Below are 24,941 nucleotides of genomic sequence, written 5' to 3' on the forward strand. Positions count from 1 at the left end.
AGCGGTTTTCCCTCGCGACAAACGCGGGACGCGTTTGCGCGGAGATCATGCTCAAACAAAGAGCTAAAGCGCGATGACGATTCTCATCGCGCTTTAGCGGCCGCCGAACAGGACCGGAGACTGGCCGGGCAGCAGCTGCGAATGGATGTCGCTGTCCATGCGCTCCGCCCCCTGCTGGGTAAAGCTCGCGCCGAATGACAGGCTGAGATTCGAAGTCGGCCGGAACTCGAGGCCCGCGCGCGCCGAATAGCCGGCGTTGACGCCGGGATTGCCGCTGAACGGCGCCAGCGGTCCGCCGGCCCCGGGCGGATTGTATTTCAGGGTGTCGAAGCCGGCGAAGAAGGTCACGGGCGTATTGCCGACGCCCCTGAAATTGTAGCCGAACTGCGCGCCCTGATATTCCAGCGAGCCGAATGCCGCCGATTGGCCGAGCGCGTTCCAGCCGACGCGACCGCCTTCGCTGCCGGCGAACCAGCCGTCGGGCCGGCCGTTCAGGTATGAGAAGTCGCCGCCTTGCGCGCCGGCGGCGTCAAAGCTCGGAAAGTTTCCGTAGGTATCCGCCTTCTGGCCGTCGGCAAGACTGCCGCCGAAGCCGAACAGCGAGCCCGGCGTCCAGTAGCGCACCGGGCCGGCCTGGGCACTGGCCTGCTGGCCGCTCAGGCACAGCGCCAACCCTGCGATTGCGAGGCCGAGTTTACTTACCAAAGTGGTCATCAGGTTACCGTCACGAGCGCCGGGATTATACGTCCCACCGACCGGGAACGCCAGCCTGCGCCCCTAATCCGCCGCGAGCAGCTTCTGCTTCAGCAAATCCGTCAGCCAGTCGGCAAACATCTGCAGCCGCCGCGACAGGTGCTGACGGTGCGGATAGAGCAAGGTCATCGGCATCGGCGGCGCGGTGCCGCGGCATCAGCTCGACGATATGCCGCTTCACGTCGTAGGTCGCCTTCCAGGCCAACCTCACGACATCAGGCGCGATGGAAAAGCTGTTCACCGACGCGGTCGCCGCGATCGGCCGTCCCGACATCGCGATCAACACCGTCGGCAAGGTGCTGAAGGAGCCGATGGTCGAGATCTCGGAGGCCGAATATGACGCGATGAGCGCGGTCAACGCCAAGTCCGCGTTCTTCTTCCTCAAGGAGGCCGGCCGCCGCGTCAACGACAACGGCAAGATCTGCACGCTGGTGACCTCGCTGCTCGGCGCCTACACGCCGTTCTATGCGGCCTATGCCGGCACCAAGGCGCCGGTCGAGCACTTCACCCGTGCGGCATCGAAGGAGTTCGGCGCGCGCGGCATCTCGGTCACCGCGATCGGCCCGGGTCCGATGGACACGCCGTTCTTCTATCCGGCCGAAGGCGCGGACGCGGTCGCCTACCACAAATCGGCGGCGGCGCTGTCGGGCTTCTCCAGGACCGGGCTCACCGACATCAAGGACATCGTGCCGTGGATCCGCCTGCTGGTGTCGGACGGCTGGTGGATGACCGGCCAGACCATCTTGGTCAACGGCGGCTACACCACGAAGTGAGGCGCGATCTCGGTCGCCTTACCATTCGAATCGCGTGCCGACTCCGACGGATGTCGAGCCCTTCGCATCGACATCCGACTCGACGCGGATATGGCGCGTCACGTCGACATTGGCCGACACTCCTGACTGGCTGGCGCTCGCGCCCGTCCGCACGCCTACGCTCAGCCTGTCGCCGATCGCGCGCGAGGCGCCGACCATCGGACCACCCGCGCCGGCGCCGACGTCCAGATTGTCGACCCCGAGCGAGCGGCGCATGCGGTCCACCGTTCCCTCGCCACCGCTGGCGAACTGAGCTGCGGCGCCCGCGAGCTGCACGGCCTGCGAGGTCGTCAGGCTGCCCGAAGCTTTCTGAAAGAGAATGCGCGACAGGATCTCGTCCTGCGGCAACTCGGGCTGCGAATGGAAGGCGAAGACCGGCGCGGCCGCCGGGCCCGAGATTCCGACCTGCGCGGTGATGTCGGAGGCCTGTATCTCTGCCGCGAAATCGAGCTCGGGCGCGAGGTCGCCATTGAAGGAGAGATTGCCTTTGGTGAAGGTCAGCGTCTTTCCGAGCACCACCAGCTTGCCCTGATAGAGCGAGAAGGCACCCTTCGGAACCGGCGCGTTGCTCGTGCCGCCGACATGAACGGAGCCGCCGAGTTCCGCGGTTACCCCGCGGCCATGGATGAAGACGTGGTTCGGCGCCGAAACTGTCACGTCGAGCGCGGCGTTGAAGAGCGCCGTGCGCTTCTTGTTGCCTTTCGGCGTCTCGGCCTTGCGCGCAGCTGCGAGCCGCGCAGCGGCCTGTCCCGAGGCGTTCACATGGTTGATGCCCTCGATCGGCTTCAGCGTCGACGGCAGGCGATCCGGAATATCGACGTTGACGCGGGTCAGGTCGACGCGACCGACGATCCGCGGATCGCGTGCCAGGGCGCCTGTGACGTCAATGGCGAGATTGGCCTGCGCGGTCGCCAGCGCGCTGGAGGCAAGCGTCGCCTGCTGACCGCGAATCGAGACCGTGCCTGGAAAGCCTGCATCCGGGGCGACCCGTACCTGACCGGAGCCGGACAAGGTGCCGCCGTTGGGCGTCACCGCGGCCAGGCGCTCCACGACGATGCGCTCTCCTTCGGCGGTGATTTTCGCTTCGACGGCATCGAGGCGTGTGCCGAGCATGCTGTCGCGGAAGGTACCCCCGCTCATGGTGGCGACACCGCCGATCTGAGGTCTGGTGCGCGTGCCGCCGACACGGGCATCGAGCGCGACGCTGCCGGATACGGTCCGGCCGGAAGCGGAAAGCGTGGCATTGGCGATGGCGGCATCGAGGCGGCCCTTCGCGGTCAGCGCGATCGGACCCGTCGCGTCGAGCGGCACCGTGCCCGACGCCGTGATCGCGCCGGCTCTTCCCGCGGCAATTGTGGTGTTCAGGCTCGCGCGGCTGCCATCGAGTCGTCCGTCCGCGGCAACGTCGATCGGCGGCAGGCCGGCGCTTCTGGTCTGCGGCGCGGTGAGCTGCCTGACCGCGACCTTGTACTGGCCGATCGGCGCGCTCATGGAGCCCGCAATCGCGGCTGACGCGTCGAGGGTCCCGCTCAGGCCCAAACCGGGTATCGCGACATCGGCTTCGCCGAGCGGGATCGCGTTGGCCACGGCCTTGAGGTCGAGCACTTGGCCGGCTTTGCCGTCCACCGTGAAGCGGCCACGTCCAATCGCGAGCGCCAGATGCTCGATCAGCACCGTGCCATCGTCGAGCGTGAAGCCCGCGGGGCCCTGCAGCGCAATCGCTTTGGCGCCACGCCGCGCGGTGAAGCGGTTGAGATCGAACCGCACCCGCTCCCTGGTGGTCAGTGCACCCGCGGCATCGAGATCGAATCCGGCAGCCTTGGCGGACAGGCCGATCGTGCTCGCATCGGCATTGCCCGTGGCCGCTAGCGTGACGTTGGAGACCGTCTGACCGCCGAACTCGACACCGTTGACCTGCGCATCAGCATTGAGCACCGGATGGCTGTAGAGATCGGCGCCATCGGCGCGCAGATCGAAACTGCGGACGGCCGCACCCGCGGCACGGATTCCGGCACCCTTGCCGGCAAGCCGGACCGACTGCTGGCCGCCATCGGCCGAAGCGGCAAGGTCGAGTGAGGCCGAACCGGCGAGCTCTGTGAGGGCAAGCGGCGAGAGGTCGGCGAGCGCCCCGGCTGCGAAGCGAATCTGCCCGCTGGCGAATCTCTGTGCGTCGATCGTTGCTGCCCCCTTCAGGGATACCGACCCGATCGCGATGTCGATGGTCTTTGCGTGCCATCCGGCAAAGGCGGGAGCTGCGCGATCGTCGGGCCCCGACGATCGACGGCTCACCTGAACAATCCCGCGCGCCGGCTTGCCGTCGACGGAGCCGTCGAGCCTGGCCTCGACAGCACAGACTCCATTGATGTCGTTGACCGTCGCGGCGAGCGCCAGATGCGGAATCGGGCGCCGCATGGCGGTGGCGCGATCCACCGAGGCCGCGAACGAAACGCCGGGATGCGTGAGCCCGCCGGTCAGGCCGACGTCGAGAGCTCCCGCACCGGTGAGGCGCGCATCGGCCGCCGAGAGATCCGGCAGGTCCACACGCGCCGACAGGTCGCTCGAGTCGCGCGTCACTGTTCCTTTGGCGCGAATCGCAACATGGGCACCATCGATCGACGCGCCGCGGACCGTGTAAGTGTCGCGGCCATCGCCAGAGATGTCGGCTGCGAGTGCGAGCCGCGCCCCCGCGAGCCCGTCGAGCGCCGCAAGTCCCGTCGCAAGCTTCTCGCCGGCACCTGACATCCTGATATCAAAGCTGCCACGCTGGAAATCCGTGTCGAGGTCGAGGCCGAACGCCACCGAACCCGCAAGCTTCAGCCCGGCAAGGTCGGCAAAGGCGCCGAGGTCGGGCACCGTTCCGGTTGCCCGGCCATTCAGGTGACCGGCGCTGACATCACCTGTATAAGTTGCCTGAACCGTTGATGTGCCGATCTCGAGACGCTCGATCCTGGCGCGGCCGCCGAGGTCCGTATCGCCGTGGAGCACGAGCGACGCGGTGTTGCCGATCGCGGCCGCCAAACTCGTGTCGCGCGGCGCGATGCCGGAAGCGCGCAGGTTCGCGTCAAGGATGATGCGCGTTGCGGGATCGCCGGCCTCGGCACGAGGAACGGCCGTGATCGAAGCATCAAGCGTCTCGACGTCTCCGTCCGGCAGATGAGCACCGGACAGCGCGAGCTTGACCGATGCTGTGGGAGCCTTGATTGGGCCGTTGACGCGGCTGTCGAAGACGAGGCTGCGGATCGAGCCTTGGTCAGTCTCGGTCACGTCGCCGTTGCTTGGCAAGGCGCGGATGGAAGCCGCGAAATCCACGACCTTGTCGGCTCCGAGCAGACCTTTCGCATCGAGCAGCGCGAGACGGCTCGTAAGCGTCAGCCCGTCCAGGGCGACGCTGCCGTCGTCACCAAAATGCGTCGTGCTGTCGAGATTGGTTTCACCGGCGAAGACCGGCGCGGCGATCGCCGGCAACAACGGTTCGAGATGGCTGGCAAGGCGCGTTGCGAGCACTCGGCCCGCCCCGTTTCGGTCAAGCGTAATCGAGCCGGTCGCATCGATCGTGGGGCCGGCCTGCAACTTCAGGGCACCACGAAAGCTGTCGAGCGTGCCCTTGCCGCCCAATGCGAATGTGACGGGCGGCTCGCCCGGCAGATGGCCGAGCTTCGACATAAGTCCGTGGGCCGGCTCGTCGAGCGTGACGTCGAGGGTAAGCGCATTTCCCTGCGGAACGTAGGCGAGAGCAGCCTTGAAGTGGCCCGGGAAATCCTTGCGGGTGGCATCAAGGTTGAAGACGAGCCCTTCCGAGGGCGAGCCGAGCTCGGTATTGCCGGTCGCCGCGACACTCAAGGCTTCACCCAGAATCGACTGTCCCAGCGTCAGGGCCCGCAGGTCGAAAGCCTTCACCTGCACCTTCACCGGAAGGTCGGGCAGGATCGGCTGATCGGACTCGGCGGCCGGCTGGTCGGACGGAAGCGGTTTTCGCCTGATCTCAAGCGTGCCGATCTCGAGACGGTCGATTTCCAGCCGCCCCAGCAACAGTGCGCTGCGTCGCCAGACGAGGCGCGCCTTGTCGAGCGTCAGCCAGACGCCGTCCTTGTCGGTGATGCTAACGTCGCGGACCGTGGCATCCGAGGACAGCACACCATCGACGGCGCCGACATGGACCTGGGTCGCCGGCGTCGAGAGCGTCCGCGAGACAAGACTGGCCAGCACATCCTGCTGGTTCTCGCCGTTCCCGCCCGCCATTCCGTAGAGAACGGCACCGAGCACCGCGGCAGCGATGAGGCTCATGGCCGCGACGGCGGAACCGATTATGAACAGCCGTCGGATGCGCATCAGAAGGCCTGCCCAATGCTGACATAGATCGCGTAACGGCTGTCGCCGGGGCGAGGATTCAGCGGTGTCGCAACGTCAAGGCGGATCGGGCCGACTGGCGTGAGATAACGCAAGCCGAGTCCCGCGCCGTAGCCCACATAGTCGTCGAAGCCCGGCAGGGACGATCGGGAGGCGGTGCCAAAGTCGAAGAATGGCACGAGACCGATGGTGGGCGTGATCCTGACCCGCACCTCGGCGGAGCCCTCGATCAGGCCGCGACCACCGGTGATTTGACCGAACATCATCGGGGAAATGGTGTTGAAGCCGTAACCGCGCACGGATCCGCCGCCGCCGGCGAAGAATCGATGTGCATCCGGAATCTGGTCGAGCGGCGCGCCCGCAAGCGAGCCTGCGGCCAACCGACCCGCCAGAACGTAGTCGGCCTGCTCGTCGAGCGCATAGTAGGCCGAGCCCGCAACCCGCGCTTCGAACAGATCGATCGTGGAACCCATCAGCTTCGGATAGGCATTGACTGTCGCCGAGAGGCGCACACCGCGCGTCGGGTCGAGCGGATTGTCTGTCGTGTCGTAGCGGCCCGTCGCCGTGAAGCCGATCAATGTCGCATCGACCCGCCCCAGCACGTCCTGCGATTTCGATTTCTCGACCTGGAGACCGGCCTGCAGCGAAGCCGCCTCCGAAAAGCGATGGATCACGCCGAACGTGCCGCGCACCGTGTCGTCAGTGTAACCGCCAAGGTCGTTGTTGCCGACACGCTCGCGGAACGCAGTGGCCTCGATCAGAAGATCGTTGGCCGTACCGAACAAGCCTGGCTTGATGAAGGTGCCGGTAAACCGTGCGCCGAAATCCGAGCCGCTCAGATTATTGAAGCCGGTGAAGGACGTGCCGTCGATCCGTTGCAGGAGCGAGGCGGACGCTTCGAGCCTCAGGCGCTCGCCGCCGCCGAATATGTTCCGATCCTCGTAGTAGCCAGCAATGCCGGGACCATCGACGGTGGAATATTTTGCCGAGAGGCCCACCGCGTGCCTGGGCCTTTCCGTCAAATCGATGAAGACCGGCAGGTTGCCATTGGCATCGAGCTTGTCGGCTTCGCGGACGCGAATACCCCCGATGGCCGGGATCTTTGCGATCGAGGTTTTCGCCAAGGCAAGCCGCTCTGGCGAGTACGGCTCGCCTTCCCTCAGGTAGACGTGCGTGGCCACCACTCGCGGATCGACATCTCCGCCCGAGATCGTCACGGCGCCGATGCCGGCCTTGGGGCCCGCTTCGATCCGCAACCGAAAGTCCATCGCGGCGGCGGCATGATCGACGGTGGCCTTGACGTCGGCGACCTTCGCGAGCGGATGTCCGTTGCTGCGGAACCAGTCGACGAGTTTCACCTGCGCGGCGCGCAGGTCGGCAGAGATCGCGGGATCGCCGGACTTCAGTGCAAACGCGCGGCGCGGCAATCCCTGCGGCGCTTGGTCGCGCGGATAGTCTACATCAACGGCGCGCAGCTTGAACAACGGACCAAGTCGCGCGATCACCTTGACGGGCACAACGGTCCGATTGCGAAAGCTGTCGGCCCGACGCGCCGCCGCGGCAAGCCCAGTCTCGTCGAGGGAGATTGGAACTCCATCTATCGTCACATCGATCTGGGCGTTGTAGCGGCCAAGCCCCCAAAGGGCATCGAGCAGCGGATTGATATCCGCCTGCAGCCGGCGCGCGAGACCTTCCCCGTCCGGCGGCGGTTCCTGTCGAAGGCGATAGGTGCCGGCGGCATCGCGCAATGCCTGTTCGGCATCGCTATCGTTCTTGCCCTCCGGCGTCTTGGCTTCGATCTCAAACCGATACGACAGCGTCGTGGCGCTGACGGGCGGCGGATCATCGGAACCGAACAGACCAAAGAAATCGAGCGCGTGAGCCTGCTCGCACAGCGAGCAACCGACGACAGCGACGCACGCCGAACGCAGAACGCGTCGCGCTGCAGCGATGAAATACCTTCGCCTTGCCCGCCCCGGCAAGGACGGCAGGCATCGTCGCACCACGATTTGCTTGATTGTTCCGCTCCGCCTGCCTGTTGACACGACCCGAGTCCGTGCACCTCGGGTTCCGGCGATCCCCTGTCTCCGCATTCAACAGGCACCACACGCGAAGTTGATAGACTCATGATGGACAATGTTTGGCAAAGGCAAGGGAACCTCGATGTTCGTCGCAGTTATCCAATCTCCGATGCGCGCCACCATCGGTTCCGGCAACCACATCTTGCGAACATTCATGTCGCGAGAATGCGAAGGTATGACCCAGCGGATGTATGACCCGCAAATCGAGCCACACATTCAGTGTCGTCCCGGGCTTTGACCCGGGACCCATAACCACAAATGACAGCAGTTGCGCGACGCTGGGGCCGCAGCACCCTTCAACAACACAACCCTGTGGTTATGGGTCCCTGCTTTCGCAGGGACGACGGGTGGAGGGGACGCGCGGACCAACTCCATCACCGTGATCCTGAGGTGCGAGCGGAGCGAGCCTCGGGATGACAGTGCCAAGGGCGGCGCGTACTGAACGAGAACAAATCACATCATCCCTGCTCCCGTGCGCAATCGCGCACTAGGCAGGGACGACATCAACATATCAATCGCCTCACTCTCTTCCCCGGTTGCAGCTCCGCGGCATTGCGCCGCGAGCCGCGCTGCGGCGCAACAATCAAAATGAGACTGCCCGTTAAGCCACCCCGCGCTGACGACATCCGCGCCGCGCCCGCCTTCGGCTAGCTTTGCCGGCAACAACCGGACGCCCATCAGCCTTCGCACGCCAAGTGGACGCCGGCGACAACACAGAGGGAGGAGCGCGATGTTGAAAGGCAGTTTGGGACTGATAGCGTTGAGCAGCCTGTTGCTTTCGGGCACGGCGTTCGCTCAGGAGAAGATCAAGGTCGGCGTCACCGCGACGCTCGAGGGCACCTACACGGTGCTCGGCGAGGACGGCATGCGCGGTCACCAGACGGCGCTCAACGTGCTCGGCAAGAAGATCGGCGACAAGGAGCTCGAATTTGTCGTCGCCTCGACCGACGCGACGCCCGACTCCGCGGTGCGCGCGGTGCGCAAGCTGATCGAGCAGGACAAGGTGCAGATCCTGCTGTCGCCGCTGTCCGGCGACGAAGGCATCGCGGTCAAGAACTTCGCCAAGACCCATCCGGAGCTGACCTTCGTCAACGCCGCCTCCGGCGCGCAGGAGACGACCTATGTCGATCCGGCGCCGAACTTCTTCCGCTACAACATGGACGGCGCGCAGTGGCAGGTCGGCCTCGGCAAATACGCCTACGAGACCAAGGGCTATCGCAAGATCGCGACCGTCGGCGAGGACTACTCCTTCATCTACACCCAGGTGTTTGGCCTGGTGCTCGAGTTCTGCGGCGCCGGCGGCCAGGTCACCAACCGGCAATGGGTGCCGCTCGGCACCAAGGACTTTGCCTCGGTGATCGCCGCGCTGCCTGACGATGTCGACGCGATCTATCTCGGCCTCGGAGGCGCCGATGCCGTCAACTTCCTCAACCAGTATCAGCAGGCCGGCGGCAAGGCGCATCTGATGGGCGGCTCGATCATGATCGACCAGACCATCCTGTCGTCGAAGGGTAACGCCAAGAACGCGTTGATCGGCACCATCGCCGCGAGCGGTCAGGCCGATACCTGGGAGGATCCGGGCTGGCAGAAATTCGTGAAGGCCTATCAGGATGCCTTCCCGCCGGCCAAACGCTTCCCGAGCCCGTCGCTGCTCGCGACCAACTATTACGGCTCGACGATGGCGCTGATCCTGGCGCTGCGCCAGGTCAATGGCGATCTCTCCAACAACCAGGCCAAGCTCAAGGACGCGCTGGCGAAGATCGAGATCGACGCGCCGAACGGCAAGATCAAGCTCGATTCCAACCGCCAGGCGATCGGCACCAACTTCGTCACCGAGGTGGTCGATGACGGCAAGGGCGCGCTGTTCAGCAAGGTCGTCAAGGTGATCCCGAACGTCAACCAGACGCTGGGCTACGATCCGGCGGTGTTCGCCAAGATCGGCCTGCCGAGCCGCACGGTCCCGGAGTGCAAGAAGTACTGACGTATTTGTTGCAGTGCAGGCACGGCGGCCGTGACGGGGCCAGCGGTTGCATGATGTGCCCTGCTCGCCCTTGCTTTCCGCGGGCGGATGTTGAACGCTTGTCGAAAAGACAAGAACATCCCGCGGGAGGGGAGGCATGAGCAGGGCGCTTGCCGTCTTCCACGGCCGGTTCGGTCGCGCGACGGTCTATCAGTTGAACCGTCCCTTCAACGTGCATGCGCACCGCGAAGGGCATCTGATCTTTCATGTCGGCGGAACGCCGGCGCAGATCGACGTCTCCGAGCAACGGCTGCTGCTCAAGGACGATACCGTGGTCGCGGTCAACCCGTGGGAACCGCACAATTTTCTGCCGACCGACATGGACCACGGCGCGATCTTCTTCGTGCTCTATGTCAACGCCGAATGGTTCGCGCCGCAGCCCGCGACGGCACAGGGCCTGCGGTTCGGCCGCACCTTCTTTCCGCGCACCGAAGCGCTCGACCGGCTGATCCGCCGCACCGCAGCACTGGTGTGCGGCGCGCCGTCGCTGCGCAGCCTCGATTGCGAGCTCCGGCAGCTGATCGATTCCTGCTACGAGGAGAGCTGGCAGGCGGCGCAGGACGCGCGCGCGGCGGCCGCGGTGACCGATTTTCGGGTGCGCAAATCAATCAAGCTGATGTCGGAAAGCCCCGGCGCCGAGATCGAGCTCGATGCGATCGCGCGCGAGGCCGGGCTGTCGCGGCCGCATTTCTACCGGCTGTTCCGCACCCAGACCGGCGTCACCCCTCACCTCTACATGAACACGCTGATCATGGAGCAGGCGCTCGATGCGCTGGTGGCGACCGAGACGCCGATCGCCGATATCGGCTTCGACCTCGGCTTCTCCTCGCAGAGCGGCTTCACCCGCTTCTTCGCGGCCAATGTCGGCATGGCGCCGACCGACTATCGCCGCGCCGCCAAGGTGTTGCGGCCGTGAAGGAGTTCCAGCGCACACGATAAAAGATACTGTCGATCAAATCCGACGCTCTCGCCCTCGGTAGGATACCGGACACGCGGCCCGGCAGACGGTCGCGACCACTGAGGGAACGCGACGGAGATGGCCAGGTTCATCGAACGCCATCCGGCCTGGGCGCTGATCGTGATCATCGCGGTCGCGGTGCTCGCGTGGCTGGTGTTCGCCATCTGGCCGCCGGGGCTGGAGGCCGCGATCGGCCGCAAGCGCGTGTTCCTCAACGCGGTGCTGAACGGCATCACGCTCGGCGGGCTGTATTTCCTCGTGGCGAGCGGCTTCACGCTGATCTTCGGCCTGATGCGCAACGTCAACCTCGCGCACGGCTCGCTCTATCTGTTCGGCGGCTATGTCGGCTACGCGATCAGCAGCTGGACCGGGTCGTGGCTCCTCAGCTTCATCGTCGCCTTCATCGCGGTGGCACTGGTCGGCGTGATCCTGCAACTCGTGGTGTTCCGGCGCATGGAGGGTCAGGACCTCAGGCAGACCATGGTAACGATCGGGCTCTCGATCGTGTTCGCCGACCTGATGCTCTGGGTGTTCGGCGGCGACTTCTACCAGATCCAGACCCCGAGCTGGCTGATCGGCCCGATCCAACTGCCGCTGCTGACCGCGATCAAATCATCGGGCGAGCCGGTCTATCTGCAATACCCGCTGGTGCGGCTGGTGATCTTCGCGGCCTCCGTCGTGATCGGGATCGCGATGTGGCTGGCGCTCAACCGCACGCGGATCGGCATGATCGTGCGTGCCGGCGTCGACGACCGCGACATCCTGGCCGCGACCGGGGTGCGGATCCAGCTGGTGTTCGTGCTGGTGTTCGCGCTCGGCGCGGGTCTTGCCGGCATTGCCGGCGTGGTCGGCGGCACCTTCCAGTCGCTGTCGCCGGGCGAGGATACGCGGTTCCTGCTCGCTTCCCTCGTGGTCGTGATCGTCGGCGGCATGGGCTCGATCCCGGGAGCGGCGCTCGGCGCCGTCATCATCGGCCTCGCCGAGCAGCTCGGCTCGGTCTACATCCCGACCTACGCCATCGTCGTCACCTTCCTGATCATGGTGCTGGTGCTGGCGCTGCGGCCGCAGGGCCTGCTGGCGAGGCGATGACCGATGTCGCTGCTCCAGAGCACCCAGTTCCGTCCCGATCCATCCGCCAACGCGACCCGACGCGCCTTTGTCCGTGCCTGGCCGGAATTCCAGAATCCTGCGGCCTGGCTGGTCGCGCTGATCCTCGTGATCATGCCGCTGATCGCCAACGGCTTCTTCCTGATCGAGATCTTCGCCACCACGCTGATCCTCGGCATCATCGCGCTCAGCCTGATGTTCCTGGCCGGCTATGGCGGCATGGTCAGCCTGATGCAGCTCACCATCGCGGGCTTCGCCGGCTACATGGTCGCGGTGTTCGGCATGAGCGGCAACGCCAATATCAGCCTCGGCTGGCCGTGGTGGCTGGCAACCCCGATGGCGCTGGCGCTGGCGACGCTGTTCGGCACGCTCGGCGGCGCGCTCGCGGTGCGCACCGAGGGCATCTACACCATCATGATTACGCTCGCGATCGGCGCGGCGTTCTACTACTTCACCAACCAGAACTGGGCGATCTTCAACGGCCATACCGGCATCAACACCGTCGCGACGCCGCATTTTTGGGGCGTCGACTGGCGCGCCGATATCGCCTTCTACTATGTCACGCTCGGCGTCGCCGCGATCTGCTACTTCGCCGTCCAGTATGTCTCGCGCGCGCCGTTCGGCCTCGCACTGCAGGGTGTCCGCGACAATTCCCGCCGCATGTCGGCGCTCGGCTTCAACCCCAATGCGCATCGCATCGCGGCCTACGCCTTCGCGGCCTTCATCGCCGCGCTCGGCGGCGTGCTGCAGGTCTGGAACTACCGGCAGATCTCGCCCGGCTCGGTCAGCGTCGGCGCCTGCATCGACGTCCTGATCATCGCCGTGGTCGGCGGCATCACGCGGCCGATCGGACCCTTCATCGGCGCGCTGATCTTCGTGCTGCTGCGGACCTTCGCGCTCGACGTGCTGATCAAGTTCGGCCTCGACGGCAACCGCTTCCGGCTGCTGATCGGGCTCGGCTTCCTCGCCATCGTGTTCTGGTCGTCCGACGGCGTGATCGGCCTCTGGGAACGCTGGCAGCGGCGCAACACATCCTCGACGCAACGTTCAGGCGGAGGACGCCATGGATAGCGTCGCGCAGCGGCTGTCCGTGGTCGGCGCCGGCGCGGCGCTCGAGCTGCGCGGCGTGACGCGGCTGTTCGGCGCGCTGGCCGCGCTGACCGACGTCACCATCACGGTGCGGCCCGGTGAAAGACGCGCGGTGCTCGGCTCGAACGGCGCCGGCAAGACGACGCTGTTCAACTGCATCACCGGCGACTTCCCGCCCTCCTCCGGCACGATCCGCTTCTTCGGCGAGGACATCACCCAATTCCCTCCCTACGAGCGGATCCGCCGGGGCTTACGCCGCACCTACCAGATCTCGGCACTGTTCCCCGGCCTGACCGTGCAGGACAACGTCTACCTCGCTTGCCGCGGCGTCTCGCGCGGCCGGTTCTCGTTCCTGCGCCCGGGGCAGAACGATGCGCTGATGCACGCGACCGAAACGCTGGTCCAGGCCGTACACCTCGCGAACGTGAAGGACCAGCGCGTCGCCGAGCTCGCGCATGGCCAGCAGCGCCAGCTCGAGATCGCGCTGGCGCTCGCCGGCGCGCCGCGCTTCATCCTGTTCGACGAGCCGGCGGCCGGACTGTCGCCGACCGAGCGGCGCGAGCTGATCGAGATCCTGACCTCGCTGCCGGCGCATATCGGCTACATCATCATCGAGCACGACATGGACGTCGCGCTGCGCGTCGTCGAGAGCGTGACGATGATGCACAACGGTCGCATCTTCAAGGAAGGCCTGCCGCGCGAGATCGAATCCGATCCCGAAGTGCAGGAGCTTTATCTCGGAGGCGGCCATGAATGACCGCCGCGCCGTGCCCGCGCTCGAGGTGAAAGGCCTCGACGTCTATTACGGCCATTCGCATGCGCTGCAGGGCGTCGATCTCACGCTCGAGTCCGGCGTGTTCTCGGTGGTCGGCCGCAACGGCATGGGCAAGACCACGCTGTGCAAGGCGATCATGGGCCTGGTGCGTGCCAGCGGCGGCTCGATCCAGATCCGCGGCGAGGAGGTCACGCGGCTCAATCCGGCGCGGATCGCCCGGCTCGGCGTCGGCTATGTTCCGCAGGGCCGCCGCCTGTGGCGATCGCTGACCGTCGACGAGCACCTGGCGCTTGCCGGCGGCCTGCGGCGCGGCGCCTGGACCATCGAGCGAATCTACGACACCTTCCCGCGCCTCGCCGAGCGCAAGAACAATGGCGGCAACCAGCTGTCCGGCGGCGAGCAGCAGATGCTCGCGATCGCGCGCGCGCTGCTGACCAATCCGCATCTCTTGATCATGGACGAGCCAACCGAAGGCCTCGCGCCCGTGATCGTCGCCCAGGTCGAGGACATGCTGCTGCGCCTCGGCGACGAGGGCGACATCTCCGTCCTGGTCATCGAGCAGAACATCGGCGTGGCGTCGGCGGTGTCGCGCAACGTCGCCATCATGGTCAATGGCCGCATCAACCGCATCATCGATTCCGCGCGCCTTGCGACCGACCGCGAGCTGCAGCAGCGGTTGCTTGGTGTCGGCACCCATGGTGCCGATGAGACCGACGCCGAGCCAGCGCCGGCGAGGGCTGAAACGGCCGGTGCCCCGCAACCGGAACGCAAGGGGCCGACCCGCATCTACGTCTCCAATCCGGTGCTGCCGACCCGCTGGTCGCAACCGGTGCCGATCGCCCGCATCGAGGCCGCCGCGCGGACGCAATCCGCCGGAGTCGCGCGGCTCGAGGAGGCAACGCGCCAGCGACGCGAACCGACGGCCTCCCCAACGTCCGGGCCACCGGTCGTCCTCATCGTCGGCACGCTCGACACCAAGGGTGCCGAGCTGCGCTTCATCCGCGATATCATCGCCGGCAGCGGCCTGCGCACGCGACTGGTCGACGTCTCGACCAGCGGCAAGGCGGCGAGCTGCGACGTCACTGCGCAGGAGATCGCACTGAACCACAGCCGCGGCGGCTCCGGCGTGTTCGGCGCCGATCGCGGCGCCTCGGTGACGGCGATGGCGGACGCCTTCGAGCGATGGCTGCGCCGCCAGGGCAATATCGCCGGGATCATCTCCGCGGGCGGCTCCGGCGGCGCGTCGCTGGTTGCGCCGGGCATGCGCGCGCTGCCGGTCGGCGTGCCGAAGCTGATTGTCTCCTCGGTCGCGTCCGGCGACGTCGGTCCTTATGTCGGTCCCGCCGACATCACCATGATGTATTCGGTGACCGACGTGCAGGGTCTCAACTCGATTTCGCGCACGGTGCTCGGCAACGGCGCCCATGCGCTGGTCGGCATGGTCAAGGCGCGGCTCGATGAGCAGGCCGGCAAGCAGCGCGATGCAGGCGCGAGCCTTCCGGCGATCGGCATCACCATGTTCGGCGTCACCACGCCGGCCGTGCAGAAGATCGCGGCCGACCTGCGCGAGGATTTCGAGTGCCTCGTCTTCCACGCCACCGGCGTCGGCGGCCGCTCGATGGAGAAGCTCGTCGAGTCCGGCCAACTCGCCGGCGTGATCGACCTCACCACGACCGAGGTCTGCGACCTCCTGATGGGCGGCGTGTTCCCGGCGACCGAGGATCGCTTCGGCGCAATCATCCGCAGCCGCGTGCCCTATGTCGGCTCGGTCGGCGCGCTCGACATGGTGAACTTCGGCGCACCCGACACGATCCCGGAGCGCTATCGGCAGCGCAAATTCCACATCCACAATCCGCAGGTCACCTTGATGCGGACCACGCCGGAAGAGAACGAGCGCATGGGCCGCTGGATTGGCGAACGGCTCAACCAGATGGACGGGCCGGTGCGCTTCTTCCTGGCCGAAGGCGGCGTCTCCGCGCTCGATGCACCCGGCCAGCCGTTCTGGGACCCGGAGGCCGATGCGGCGTTGTTCCGCGCGCTGGAGCGCACCGTGCGTCAGACCGGCAACCGGCAGATCATCCGCATCAAGCGCAACATCAACGATCCCGAGTTCACCGCCGCCATCGTCAGCGCGTTCCGCCCCTTGCTCGGACGTGCCGGTGGTCGGCGGAGAGTGGCGAGGTGACCCATGGCCAGGTTTGAACGCACGGCGCTGTTGAAGAAGTTTCACGCCATGATCGCACGCGGCGAGCCGATCGTCGGCGGCGGCGCCGGCACGGGACTGTCGGCGAAATGCGAGGAGGCCGGCGGCGTCGACCTGATCGTGATCTACAATTCCGGCCGCTACCGCATGGCCGGCCGCGGCTCGCTCGCCGGCCTGATGCCCTATGGCGATGCCAACGCGATCGTCGTCGAGATGGCCGGCGAGGTGCTGCCGGTCGTGACCAAGACGCCGGTGCTCGCCGGCGTGAACGGCACCGATCCGTTCCGCGACATGGATGTGTTCCTCGACCAGCTCAAGGCGCTCGGCTTTGCCGGCGTGCAGAACTTCCCGACCGTCGGCCTGATCGACGGCACCTTCCGCGCCAATCTCGAAGAGACCGGAATGTCCTATGCGCTCGAGATCGACATGATCGCGAAGGCGCATGAGAAGAACATGCTGACCACGCCCTATGTGTTCAGCGAGCAGGAAGCCGCCGCGATGGCGATCGCCGGCGCCGACATCATCGTCTGCCATATGGGCCTGACCACTGGCGGCACGATCGGCGCGCAGACCGCGCCAAAGCTCGCCGACTGCCCTGCCCGCATCGAGGCCTGGGCCGAGGCCGCGCTCAGCGTCAATTCGAACATCATCGTGCTCGCGCATGGCGGTCCGATCGCGGACCCCGCCGATGCCGATTTCATCATGAAGCAGACCCGCAACTGCCACGGCTTCTATGGCGCGTCCTCGATGGAGCGCCTGCCGGTCGAGCGGGCGCTGACGGATCAGGTTCGCAAATTCAAGGCGATCGGCGCGCGCTAGCCGCCGTGACCAAGGGAGGAAGAGATGTCGGGGATGCTGGTCGGTGAATTGATCCTCTGGCTCATCGTCGCAATCGTCGCGATCGTCATCATCGTCTATGTCGTGAACTGGCTGTATCACCGCTCGTCGAAGGAGGTTTCCTTCGTCCGCACCGGTTTTCTCGGCGAACGCGTGGTGATCAATGGCGGCGCCTTCGTGCTGCCCTTCATCCACGACTACACGCCGGTCAACATGAACGTGCTGCCGATGGGGATCGTGCGCTCCAGGCAGGACGCCGTGATCACCCGCGACCGGATGCGCGTCGACATCGAGGCGGATTTCTACGTCCGGGTCCAGCCGACCCGCGAGGCGGTCTCGATCGCCGCCGCCACGCTCGGCCGCCGCACCATGGAGCCGCAGCAGCTGCACACCCTGCTCTCCGGCAAGTTCATCTCCGCGATCCGCTCGGTCGCCTCCGAGATGACGATGGAGCAGATGCACGAGCAGCGCGGCGATTATGTCGCCCGCGTCAAGGCCAATGCCGCCGAAGCGCTGGCGCAGAACGGCCTTGAGCTCGAGTCGGTCGCTATCACCGATCTCGACCAGACCGACCTCGAATATTTCAATCCCTCGAACCGCTTCGACGCCGAAGGCTTGACCCGGCTGATGGAGGACATCGAGGCCAAGCGCAAGCTGCGCAACGACATCGAGCAGGACTCGATGATCAAGATCCGCTCCCGCAATCTCGAGGCCGAGCGCCAGGCGCTGGAGATCGAGCGCGAGAGCGAGACCGCCCGTCTCGAGCAGGAACGCGACATCGAGATGCGCCGCGCCCTGCAGCGCACCGAGGTCGCCCGTGAGCGCGCCTTGCGCGAGACTGAGTCGGAGCAGGCTCAGATTGCGGCGCGCGAAGCCATCGAGAAAGCGCGGATCGCCAACGAGCAGGCGATCACCGAGGCCCGAATCGCCTCGGAGCGCGAGACCCGGCACAAGGAGATCGAGCGGACCCGCGCGGTCGAGGAAAAGGAGCTGCTGGCCCGCGAGGAGATCGAGAAGGTCAGGATCGCCAACCAGCGTTCGGTCGACACCACCCGCATCGCCTCCGAGCGCGAGGTGCGCCAGCGCGAGATCGAGCGGATGCGGACCGTCGAGGAGGCCGAGATCGCCGCTCGCGAGGCGATCGAGAAGGCCCGGATCCAGCAGGACCGCGTCGTCACCGATGCCCGCATCGCCAATGAGGAAGAGACCCGCCGCCGCGAGATCGAGCGCACCCGCGCGGTCGACGAGGCCGAGATCGCCGCGCGCGAGGCTACCGAGAAGGCGCGCATCGCCCAGACCATGACGGTCAATGTCGAGCGCATCTCGTCCGACGAGCGCACCCGCGCGCTAGAGATCCAGCAGGTCCGCACCATCCAGGAAGCCGAGATCGAGGCGCAGAAGGCGGTCGAGGCCGCCCGCATCGCGCGCGAGAAGATGCTGGCCGCCGAGCGCATCGCCGCCGACCACACCACGCGCAAGCTCGAGATCGAGCGCAACCAGGCGGTCGAGATCGCCGGGATCAGTGCCCGCGAAGCCACCGAAGCGTCGCGGATCGCCCAGGAAGAGCACGTCCGGGCGCTTGAGATCGCGCGCACTCGCGCGATCGAGGAAGCCGATATCGCCTCCCGCGAGGCGATCGAGGCGGCGCGGATCTCGCAGGAGAAGTCGGTCGCCGCGCAGCGCATCCGCGCCGAGCGCGAAACCCGCGGGCTCGAGATCGCGCGCACCGAGGCGATCGAGGCCGCCGAGCTGAAGCGCCGTGACGCCATCGAACGGCAGCGCATCGATGTCGAGCTGACGCTGGAGAGTGAGCGGATCGCCTCCTCCAGGACCCGCGAAGTGCTCAACATCGACCAGAAGAAGGCGATCGAGCTCGCCGACGAGGAGCGCGTGATCGCGCTCGCCGCCAAGCGCTCCGAGCGGATCGATGCCGACCGGCAGGTCCGGCAGGCCGAAATTGTGGCGCGCAAGGACATCGACACCACCGACGTCTCCCGCGAGCAGGCGCTGGAGGCGGCCCGGATCGAGCGGCGCCGTGCGATCGAGCAGCTCGAGGTCGCCCGCAACCAGTCGCTGCAGGAAGCCGAGATCGTCGCCCGCGAGGAGGTCGAGCGCGCACGGATTGCGTCGGACCGTGGCCTCGACGAGGCCCGCGTCGGCCGCGAGCGCGAGCTGCGCAAGCTCGAGGTCAACCGCGAGAAGGACGTCGAGACCGCGCTGATGGAGAAGGCCATCGCGCTGCATCAGAAATCGCTGGAAGAATCCGCGGCGCGCGCCGCCGCCGAGGACGCCCGGATCCGCGCGACCGAAGCCGCCGAGCGCGTCGTCACTGCGCGCGAAAGCGAGATTGCGAAGCGGCGCAAGACGGTCGAGGTGCTGCTCGCCGAGAAGCAAGCCGAGGAGACACGGATCGCCGCGGAAGCCGAACGCGTCCGCGCCGCGGTCGAGGCCGAGGCCCAGCGTCTGCTCAACGAGGCCGAGAACGTGCTCACCGACCAGGCGCGCTACTCGCTGTTCCGCCGCAAGCTGCTCGACCGCATCGAGGGCATCGTGCGCGAGAGCGTCAAGCCGATGGAGAAGATCGAAGGCATCCGCATCCTCCAGGTCGACGGCCTCAACGGCAATGGCCATGGCAACGGCACCGGCCGCAGCGCCACCGACGAGGTGATCGACTCGGCGCTGCGCTACCGCGTGCAGGCGCCGCTGATCGACTCGATCCTGTCGGATATCGGCGTCGAGGGCGGCAGCCTCGCCAAGATGCCCGGCCTGATCCGCGAAGCTCGAGACATGCAAGGCATCAAGGACTCCGCGCGCAAGAGCGGTGGCGATGCCAAGCCGGCAGCGCCCGAGGGCGGCGGCGAGCCGGCGCGCCCCGAGCGCACGCCGCGCAAGAAGGACTGAGCTGACGCCATGGCACGGGTTTACGTCTCCACAGTCGTCAACGCCCGCAACGACCGGGTCTGGGCCCGCGTCCGCGATTTCAATGGGCTGCCGAACTGGCATCCCGCGATCGCCGAGAGCCGGATCGAGGGCGGCGAGCCCTCCGACAAGATCGGCTGCGTCAGGGATTTCCGGCTGCGCAACGGCGATCGCATCCGCGAGAAGCTGCTCGGGCTGTCCGACTACGACATGTTCTGCACCTATTCGATCCTGGAATCGCCGATGGGCGTCGAGAACTACGTCGCGACACTGCGGCTCACGCCGGTCACCGACGGCGACCAGACCTTTCTGGAATGGACCGCCGAATTCGACTGCGCGCCGGAGCGCGAGACGGAGCTCGTCAACAATATCGGCGGCGGCGTGTTCCAGGGCGGCTTCGACGCGCTGAAGCGGGCGTTCGGGGGATAGCGAATGCATAGATCAGATATCTCCGAGCAGACGGTCCACCTCTCCCCTTGTGGGAGAGGTCGGATCGCATCGCAAGATGCGATCCGGGTGAGGGGTCGCGGACCCTCGTGGGACCTGCGCCCCCTCACCCGGCGCTACGCGCCGACCTCTCCCCACTGGGGAGAGGTGAGGCAAGCGGCTCGAGACATCAAAACCGCAGATATTGGATTTTGACCGTGCCGCATATCGTCAAGAGCACGATCCTGGATGCACCGACCGACGCGGTGTGGGCCGTGCTGCGCGATTTCAACGGCCATGACCGCTGGCATCCGGCGGTCGCAACCAGCGGCATCGAGCGTGCACAGCCGTCCGCCAAGATCGGCTGCGTCAGGCGCTTCAAGCTGAAGGACGGCGCCGAGCTGCGCGAGCAATTGCTGGCGCTGTCCGACCTTGAACAATCGTTCAGCTACTGCCTGCTCGATACGCCGATCCCGATGTTCAACTACGTCGCGCATGTCCGCCTGCTGCCGGTCACCGACGGCGACCGCACCTTCTGGCATTGGGAGTCGCGCTTCACGACGCGGACCGAAGACAGCGAGCGCATCACGCAGATGGTTTCGGAAGACATCTACCAGGCCGGCTTCGACGCCATCCGCCGGCATCTGAAGGAGGCCGCGTAAGCGGAAGGCCATCATGCCAATTACGGTGAAGACCTTCACCAGCACCCATGATGCCGCGGCGGTGCTGTCGTCGGATCGCAGCGCCCGCTATCTCGGCGGCGGCACGCTGGTGATGCGGGCGCTGAACGAGGGCGACGTCTCGATCTCGACCATCGTGCGCGCCAGCGACCATGCGATGACACGGATCGACGCGTCGGGCTCGCGTATCACGCTGGGTGCCGGCGTCACCTTCGCGCGCATCCTGGCCGAACGCGACCTCGCCTTCCTGCACGCCCCGGCGCGGTCGATCGGCGGACCGGCGGTGCGCAACATGGGCACCATCGGCGGCAATCTGTTCGCGCCGGTGCCGTATGGCGACTTCACGGTCGCGATGCTCGCGCTTGATGCCACAGTGTCCGTCCAGGGCGGCCTCGGCGGGCGCGACATTCCGATCGAGGAGTTCCTGCAATCGCGCGACCGGCAGGCCGGATCCCTGGTGCTGGCGATCTCCTTCGCCAGGCCCGGCAGCACTGAGGCCTTCCGCTACCGCAAGATCGCGCGGATCAAGCCCAAGGGCGGCGCGGTGGTCACGCTCGCGGCGCACCTGCCGGTCAACGGCAGCCGCATCGTCGGCGCCCGCGTCGCGCTGGGCTCGATGGCGCCGACACCGATCCGCGCCCGCGCCGCGGAGCGCGCGCTGGAAGGCCGCGCGCTCGATTTGTCCACGATCAGCGCGGCTGCTGCGGCAGCGGTCGAAGGAACGTCGCCCGGCGATAATGCGCTTGCCAGCGCCTGGTATCGCCGCGAGATCGTCGGCGTGCATCTACGTCGTCTGTTGTCCGGTCAGGAATAAATCGTGATGGCCAAGACTGCCCTTCAATTCCAGCATAACGGCCGTGACGTCGCGATCTTCGTCGATGGCGGCACCAACCTGCTGGTCGCGCTGCGCGAGCTGATCGGCGACATGACGCCGAAGTTCGGCTGCGGCCAGGGCGGCTGCGGCACCTGCAGCGTGCTGATCGACGGCGAATTGCATCTCTCCTGTCTGACGCTCGCCGAAACGGTCGCCGGCCGCTCGGTCGAGACGCTCGACGGCATCAAGGACGGCCCCAACCTGCACCCGCTGCAGCGTGCCTTTGCCGACAATTTCGCCGCGCAGTGCGGTTATTGCACGCCAGGGATGCTGATGGCCGCGAAGGCGCTGCTCGACCGCAATCCGCAGCCGAGCCGCGCCGAGGTCGTCGAGGCGATCTCCGGCAACATCTGCCGGTGCACCGGCTATGAGCCGATCATCAACGCCGTGCTGGCTGCCGCATCCGGCGGCCGGGCTCGCGCGTAAGGGAACAGTGCCATGCTGGAATTGCGCAAGGACATCTTCGCCGACGAGCGCGACGACAATCTGAAGGAGATCGGCAAAGGCACGCAGCGCCAGGACATGCTCGGCCATGTCACCGGAACCTCGCCCTATTTCGACGACCACAAGCTGCAGGGCATGCTGCATCTGAAGGTGGTCCGCAGCGCGCATCCGCATGCCCGGCTGCGCCGCATCGACACGTCCGAGGCTGAACGGTCGCAGGGGGTCCGGCGTGTGATCCGTGCCTCCGACGTGCCGCGCAATCTGAACACGCTGCTCAGCCTGATCAATTTCGGCAAGGACGACGAGCCCTCGCTCGCGGTCGACAAGGTGCGCTACAAGGGCGAACCGATCGTCGCGATCGTCGCCGACAGCCCGCGCGAGGCCTATGAGGCGATCGCCAAGGTCAAGATCGATTATGAACCGCTGCCGGCGGTGTTCGATGTCGAGGACGCGCTGAAACCCGGTGCGCCCGTGGTCAACGAGGTCTATCCCAAGAACACCTTCACCTATCACGAGACCTATGATCACCAGCAGCTGCGCTTCGGCGATGCCGACCGCGCGCTCGCCACGGCCGACCATGTGCTGGAACAGCGCTACCAGATGTCGCCGATCGAGCACGCGCCAACCGAAACCAACGGCTCGATCGCGGCTCCCGACACCAACGGCCGCTACATCGTCTACACCTCGACGCAAGCGCTGTTCTTCTCGGTCGACACCTGCGCGAAAATCCTCGACGTGCCCTCCAACACCTTCCACTTCATCGGCGGGACCGTGGGCGGCGGGTTCGGCGGCAAGGTCGACACGCTGACCGAGCCGCTCTGCATCCTCGGCGCGATGCTGACCGGTCGCCCGGTGCGCTACGTGTTCGGGCGCGAGGAGGAGATGCAGTACGGCCCGCCGCGCGGCGCCGAGCGCATCTACATCAAGGACGGCGTGATGCGCGACGGCCGCATCGTCGCCCGCAAGGTGCGCGCCTATTTCGACAGCGGCGCCTATACGCGGCTGTCGAGCTATGCGGCGGTGAAATGCGCCGCCCATCTGCCCGGCCCCTACACGATCCCGAACGTTCATGGCGACGTCTATTGCGTCTTCACCAACCGGACGCCCGCGACCGCGATGCGCGGCTTCGGCGTCACGGCGATGGATTTCGCCATCGAATGCCAGATGGACAAGCTCGCCCATCTGGTCGGCATGGACCCGATGGAGTTCCGGATCCTCAATGCGTATCGCGACGGCGACATGAAGGCGCACCGCCGCGAGGCCAAGAACACCGCGCTGATCGAATGCGTGCAGGTCGCCGCGGAGAAAGCCAAATGGCCGCTCCGGGAGGACTTCAAGCGGATGTCATCGCGCAAGGATGGCGGCGGCGCGCGCGCCGCGGTGACGCCGACCCCGCGCGAGCCGCATGCGTCGCCGGCCGCACCGTCCCAGCAACGCACGACGTATGACCGCGCCCCGGCCGCGACCCGCGAGCCGCCGCCACCGCCGCCCTCTTCGCCGCCGCCGTCGTCTCCACCGCCGCGGCCGAGCGCACCGTCGCATGGCGCCACCCGCTTCTCTTCCGTCTTCGGCACCAGGAGGCGCTGACCATGACCCGGCACCGTGGACGCGGCATCGCGTCGGTCAATTATCCCATCGGCATGAATCTCGGCGGCGATCCGAGCCAGGCGCTGGTGCATTCCAACCCCAGCGGCAAGTTCACCGTGGCGCTGTCGTCGATCGATCTCGGCCAGGGCATGAAGTCGGTGACGCGCCAGATCTGCGCCGAGACGCTCGGGGTGCCGGTCGAGGACGTCTATGTCGACACGGCGGATTCCGACACCGGCCCGCACTGCATGGGCTCGTTCGCCTCGCGCGGCACGCACCGCGTCGGCAACGCCGTGATGGCGGCGGCACGCGAGGCGCGCGGTGTGATGATGGAGGCGGCGGCCGAGGAGCTGGAAGTAAACGCCGCCGATCTCGAGACCGACGGCCGCGGCAACATCCATGTCAAGGGCGCGCCGCATCGCTCGATCTCCACCAAGGACGTCGCGATTGCCGCGCAGTTCAAGCAGGGCAAGACGATCTCCGGCCGCGGCATCTTCCTGGTGCCGCTGTCGGACGTCGATCCCGAGACCGGCGAGATGTCGCCGGCGACATGCTACGCGCATGCCTGCCTCGTCGCCGAGGTCGAGGTCGACGATGAGACCGGCGAGGTCGACATGGTCCGGATGGACTCCGCCTATGAGCTCGGCCGCGCGCTCAATCCGCGGCTGGTCGAGCAGCAGCTGGTCGGCGGCGCCTGGATGGGCGTCAGTCACGCGCTTTACGAGACGCCGGAGCCCTATTATCCGGAGCCGGTGCACGGTCCGCGCGACTTCGTCGAATATCTGATGCCGGGTCCGGGCGACATCTGCCCGCACGACATCGCAGTGCTGGAGCGCCCGGCACCCGACGGTCCGTTCGGCGCCAAGGGACCGGGCGAGATGTGCGCCAATCCGGTACTGCCTGCCGTCGCCAACGCGATCTTCAATGCCGTCGGGGTGCGGATCGACGATCTGCCGATCACGCCGGAGAAGGTGCTGCGCGCGATCAAGGCGCAGGGCGGCGCGCGGCCGCAGCCGCGGCGCTGAGGTC

At 66.7% G+C, this 24,941-nt stretch carries 17 protein-coding genes and 2 pseudogenes; 15 read left to right on the forward strand and 4 right to left on the reverse strand.

The window, feature by feature from the left end; translation table 11 throughout:
* Positions 1–93: 93 nt before the first annotated feature.
* Both IF803_RS21190 and IF803_RS21195 read right to left on the reverse strand, forming a co-directional pair.
* Positions 94–714: a hypothetical protein gene (locus IF803_RS21190; protein ID WP_304497002.1), complete on the reverse strand. Its 621-nt coding sequence runs from the start codon at positions 712–714 to the stop codon at positions 94–96.
* A 63-nt stretch (positions 715–777) separates the two neighbouring features.
* A pseudogene (locus tag IF803_RS21195) lies at positions 778–940 on the reverse strand (LysR family transcriptional regulator); the annotation flags it as partial.
* Between the two features lies 1 nt (position 941).
* Here IF803_RS21195 and IF803_RS21200 point away from each other — a divergent pair.
* Positions 942–1,526: pseudogene (locus tag IF803_RS21200) on the forward strand (SDR family oxidoreductase); the annotation flags it as partial.
* An 18-nt stretch (positions 1,527–1,544) separates the two neighbouring features.
* Here IF803_RS21200 and IF803_RS21205 read toward each other — a convergent pair.
* Both IF803_RS21205 and IF803_RS21210 read right to left on the reverse strand, forming a co-directional pair.
* Complete coding sequence (locus IF803_RS21205; protein WP_461193351.1) at positions 1,545–5,849, reverse strand: translocation/assembly module TamB domain-containing protein; 4,305 nt, start codon at positions 5,847–5,849, stop codon at positions 1,545–1,547.
* Positions 5,850–5,893: 44 nt separating this feature from the next.
* Positions 5,894–8,005 carry an autotransporter assembly complex protein TamA gene (locus IF803_RS21210; protein WP_461193352.1) on the reverse strand — a complete coding sequence of 704 codons (2,112 nt, stop codon included), beginning with the start codon at positions 8,003–8,005 and terminating at the stop codon, positions 5,894–5,896.
* A gap of 718 nt (positions 8,006–8,723) precedes the next feature.
* On the opposite strand from IF803_RS21210, the gene IF803_RS21215 reads away from it, so the two are divergent.
* The 14 genes from IF803_RS21215 (at position 8,724) to IF803_RS21280 (ending at position 24,937) form a co-directional block, all read left to right on the forward strand.
* A complete protein-coding gene (locus IF803_RS21215) occupies positions 8,724–9,974 on the forward strand; it encodes an ABC transporter substrate-binding protein (RefSeq protein ID WP_028338495.1) in 1,251 nt (416 codons plus the stop codon).
* A gap of 136 nt (positions 9,975–10,110) precedes the next feature.
* Positions 10,111–10,929, forward strand: a complete 819-nt coding sequence (locus IF803_RS21220; protein WP_016847806.1) for a helix-turn-helix transcriptional regulator — start codon at positions 10,111–10,113, stop codon at positions 10,927–10,929.
* Between the two features lie 120 nt (positions 10,930–11,049).
* A complete protein-coding gene (locus IF803_RS21225; RefSeq protein ID WP_461193353.1) occupies positions 11,050–12,060 on the forward strand; it encodes a branched-chain amino acid ABC transporter permease in 1,011 nt (336 codons plus the stop codon).
* A 3-nt stretch (positions 12,061–12,063) separates the two neighbouring features.
* Positions 12,064–13,149, forward strand: a complete 1,086-nt coding sequence (locus IF803_RS21230) for a branched-chain amino acid ABC transporter permease (RefSeq protein WP_461193354.1) — start codon at positions 12,064–12,066, stop codon at positions 13,147–13,149.
* Positions 13,142–13,924, forward strand: coding sequence for an ABC transporter ATP-binding protein (locus tag IF803_RS21235; protein WP_028338492.1), 783 nt, complete (start codon positions 13,142–13,144; stop codon positions 13,922–13,924). The genes IF803_RS21230 and IF803_RS21235 overlap by 8 nt, the downstream gene beginning before the upstream one ends.
* Positions 13,917–16,127, forward strand: a complete 2,211-nt coding sequence (locus IF803_RS21240) for a Tm-1-like ATP-binding domain-containing protein (protein WP_461193355.1) — start codon at positions 13,917–13,919, stop codon at positions 16,125–16,127. Before IF803_RS21235 ends, IF803_RS21240 begins: the two co-directional genes overlap by 8 nt.
* Before the next feature lie 3 nt (positions 16,128–16,130).
* Positions 16,131–16,964, forward strand: a complete 834-nt coding sequence (locus tag IF803_RS21245) for a phosphoenolpyruvate hydrolase family protein (protein ID WP_028338490.1) — start codon at positions 16,131–16,133, stop codon at positions 16,962–16,964.
* Between the two features lie 24 nt (positions 16,965–16,988).
* Positions 16,989–19,883, forward strand: coding sequence for a flotillin family protein (locus IF803_RS21250; protein ID WP_461193356.1), 2,895 nt, complete (start codon positions 16,989–16,991; stop codon positions 19,881–19,883).
* A gap of 9 nt (positions 19,884–19,892) precedes the next feature.
* Positions 19,893–20,330, forward strand: a complete 438-nt coding sequence (locus IF803_RS21255; RefSeq protein WP_028338488.1) for an SRPBCC family protein — start codon at positions 19,893–19,895, stop codon at positions 20,328–20,330.
* Between the two features lie 215 nt (positions 20,331–20,545).
* Positions 20,546–20,989: an SRPBCC family protein gene (locus IF803_RS21260; protein ID WP_461193357.1), complete on the forward strand. Its 444-nt coding sequence runs from the start codon at positions 20,546–20,548 to the stop codon at positions 20,987–20,989.
* A gap of 13 nt (positions 20,990–21,002) precedes the next feature.
* Positions 21,003–21,821, forward strand: a complete 819-nt coding sequence (locus tag IF803_RS21265; RefSeq protein WP_461193358.1) for an FAD binding domain-containing protein — start codon at positions 21,003–21,005, stop codon at positions 21,819–21,821.
* Positions 21,822–21,827: 6 nt separating this feature from the next.
* Positions 21,828–22,307 (forward strand): (2Fe-2S)-binding protein, encoded by a 480-nt coding sequence (locus tag IF803_RS21270; protein ID WP_018273433.1) that lies wholly within the window; start codon positions 21,828–21,830, stop codon positions 22,305–22,307.
* A gap of 12 nt (positions 22,308–22,319) precedes the next feature.
* Positions 22,320–23,912 (forward strand): xanthine dehydrogenase family protein molybdopterin-binding subunit, encoded by a 1,593-nt coding sequence (locus tag IF803_RS21275; RefSeq protein ID WP_461193359.1) that lies wholly within the window; start codon positions 22,320–22,322, stop codon positions 23,910–23,912.
* A gap of 2 nt (positions 23,913–23,914) precedes the next feature.
* Positions 23,915–24,937, forward strand: a complete 1,023-nt coding sequence (locus tag IF803_RS21280; RefSeq protein WP_028333322.1) for a xanthine dehydrogenase family protein molybdopterin-binding subunit — start codon at positions 23,915–23,917, stop codon at positions 24,935–24,937.
* Positions 24,938–24,941: the final 4 nt, after the last annotated feature.

The organism is Bradyrhizobium sp. UFLA06-06, assembly GCF_054820065.1.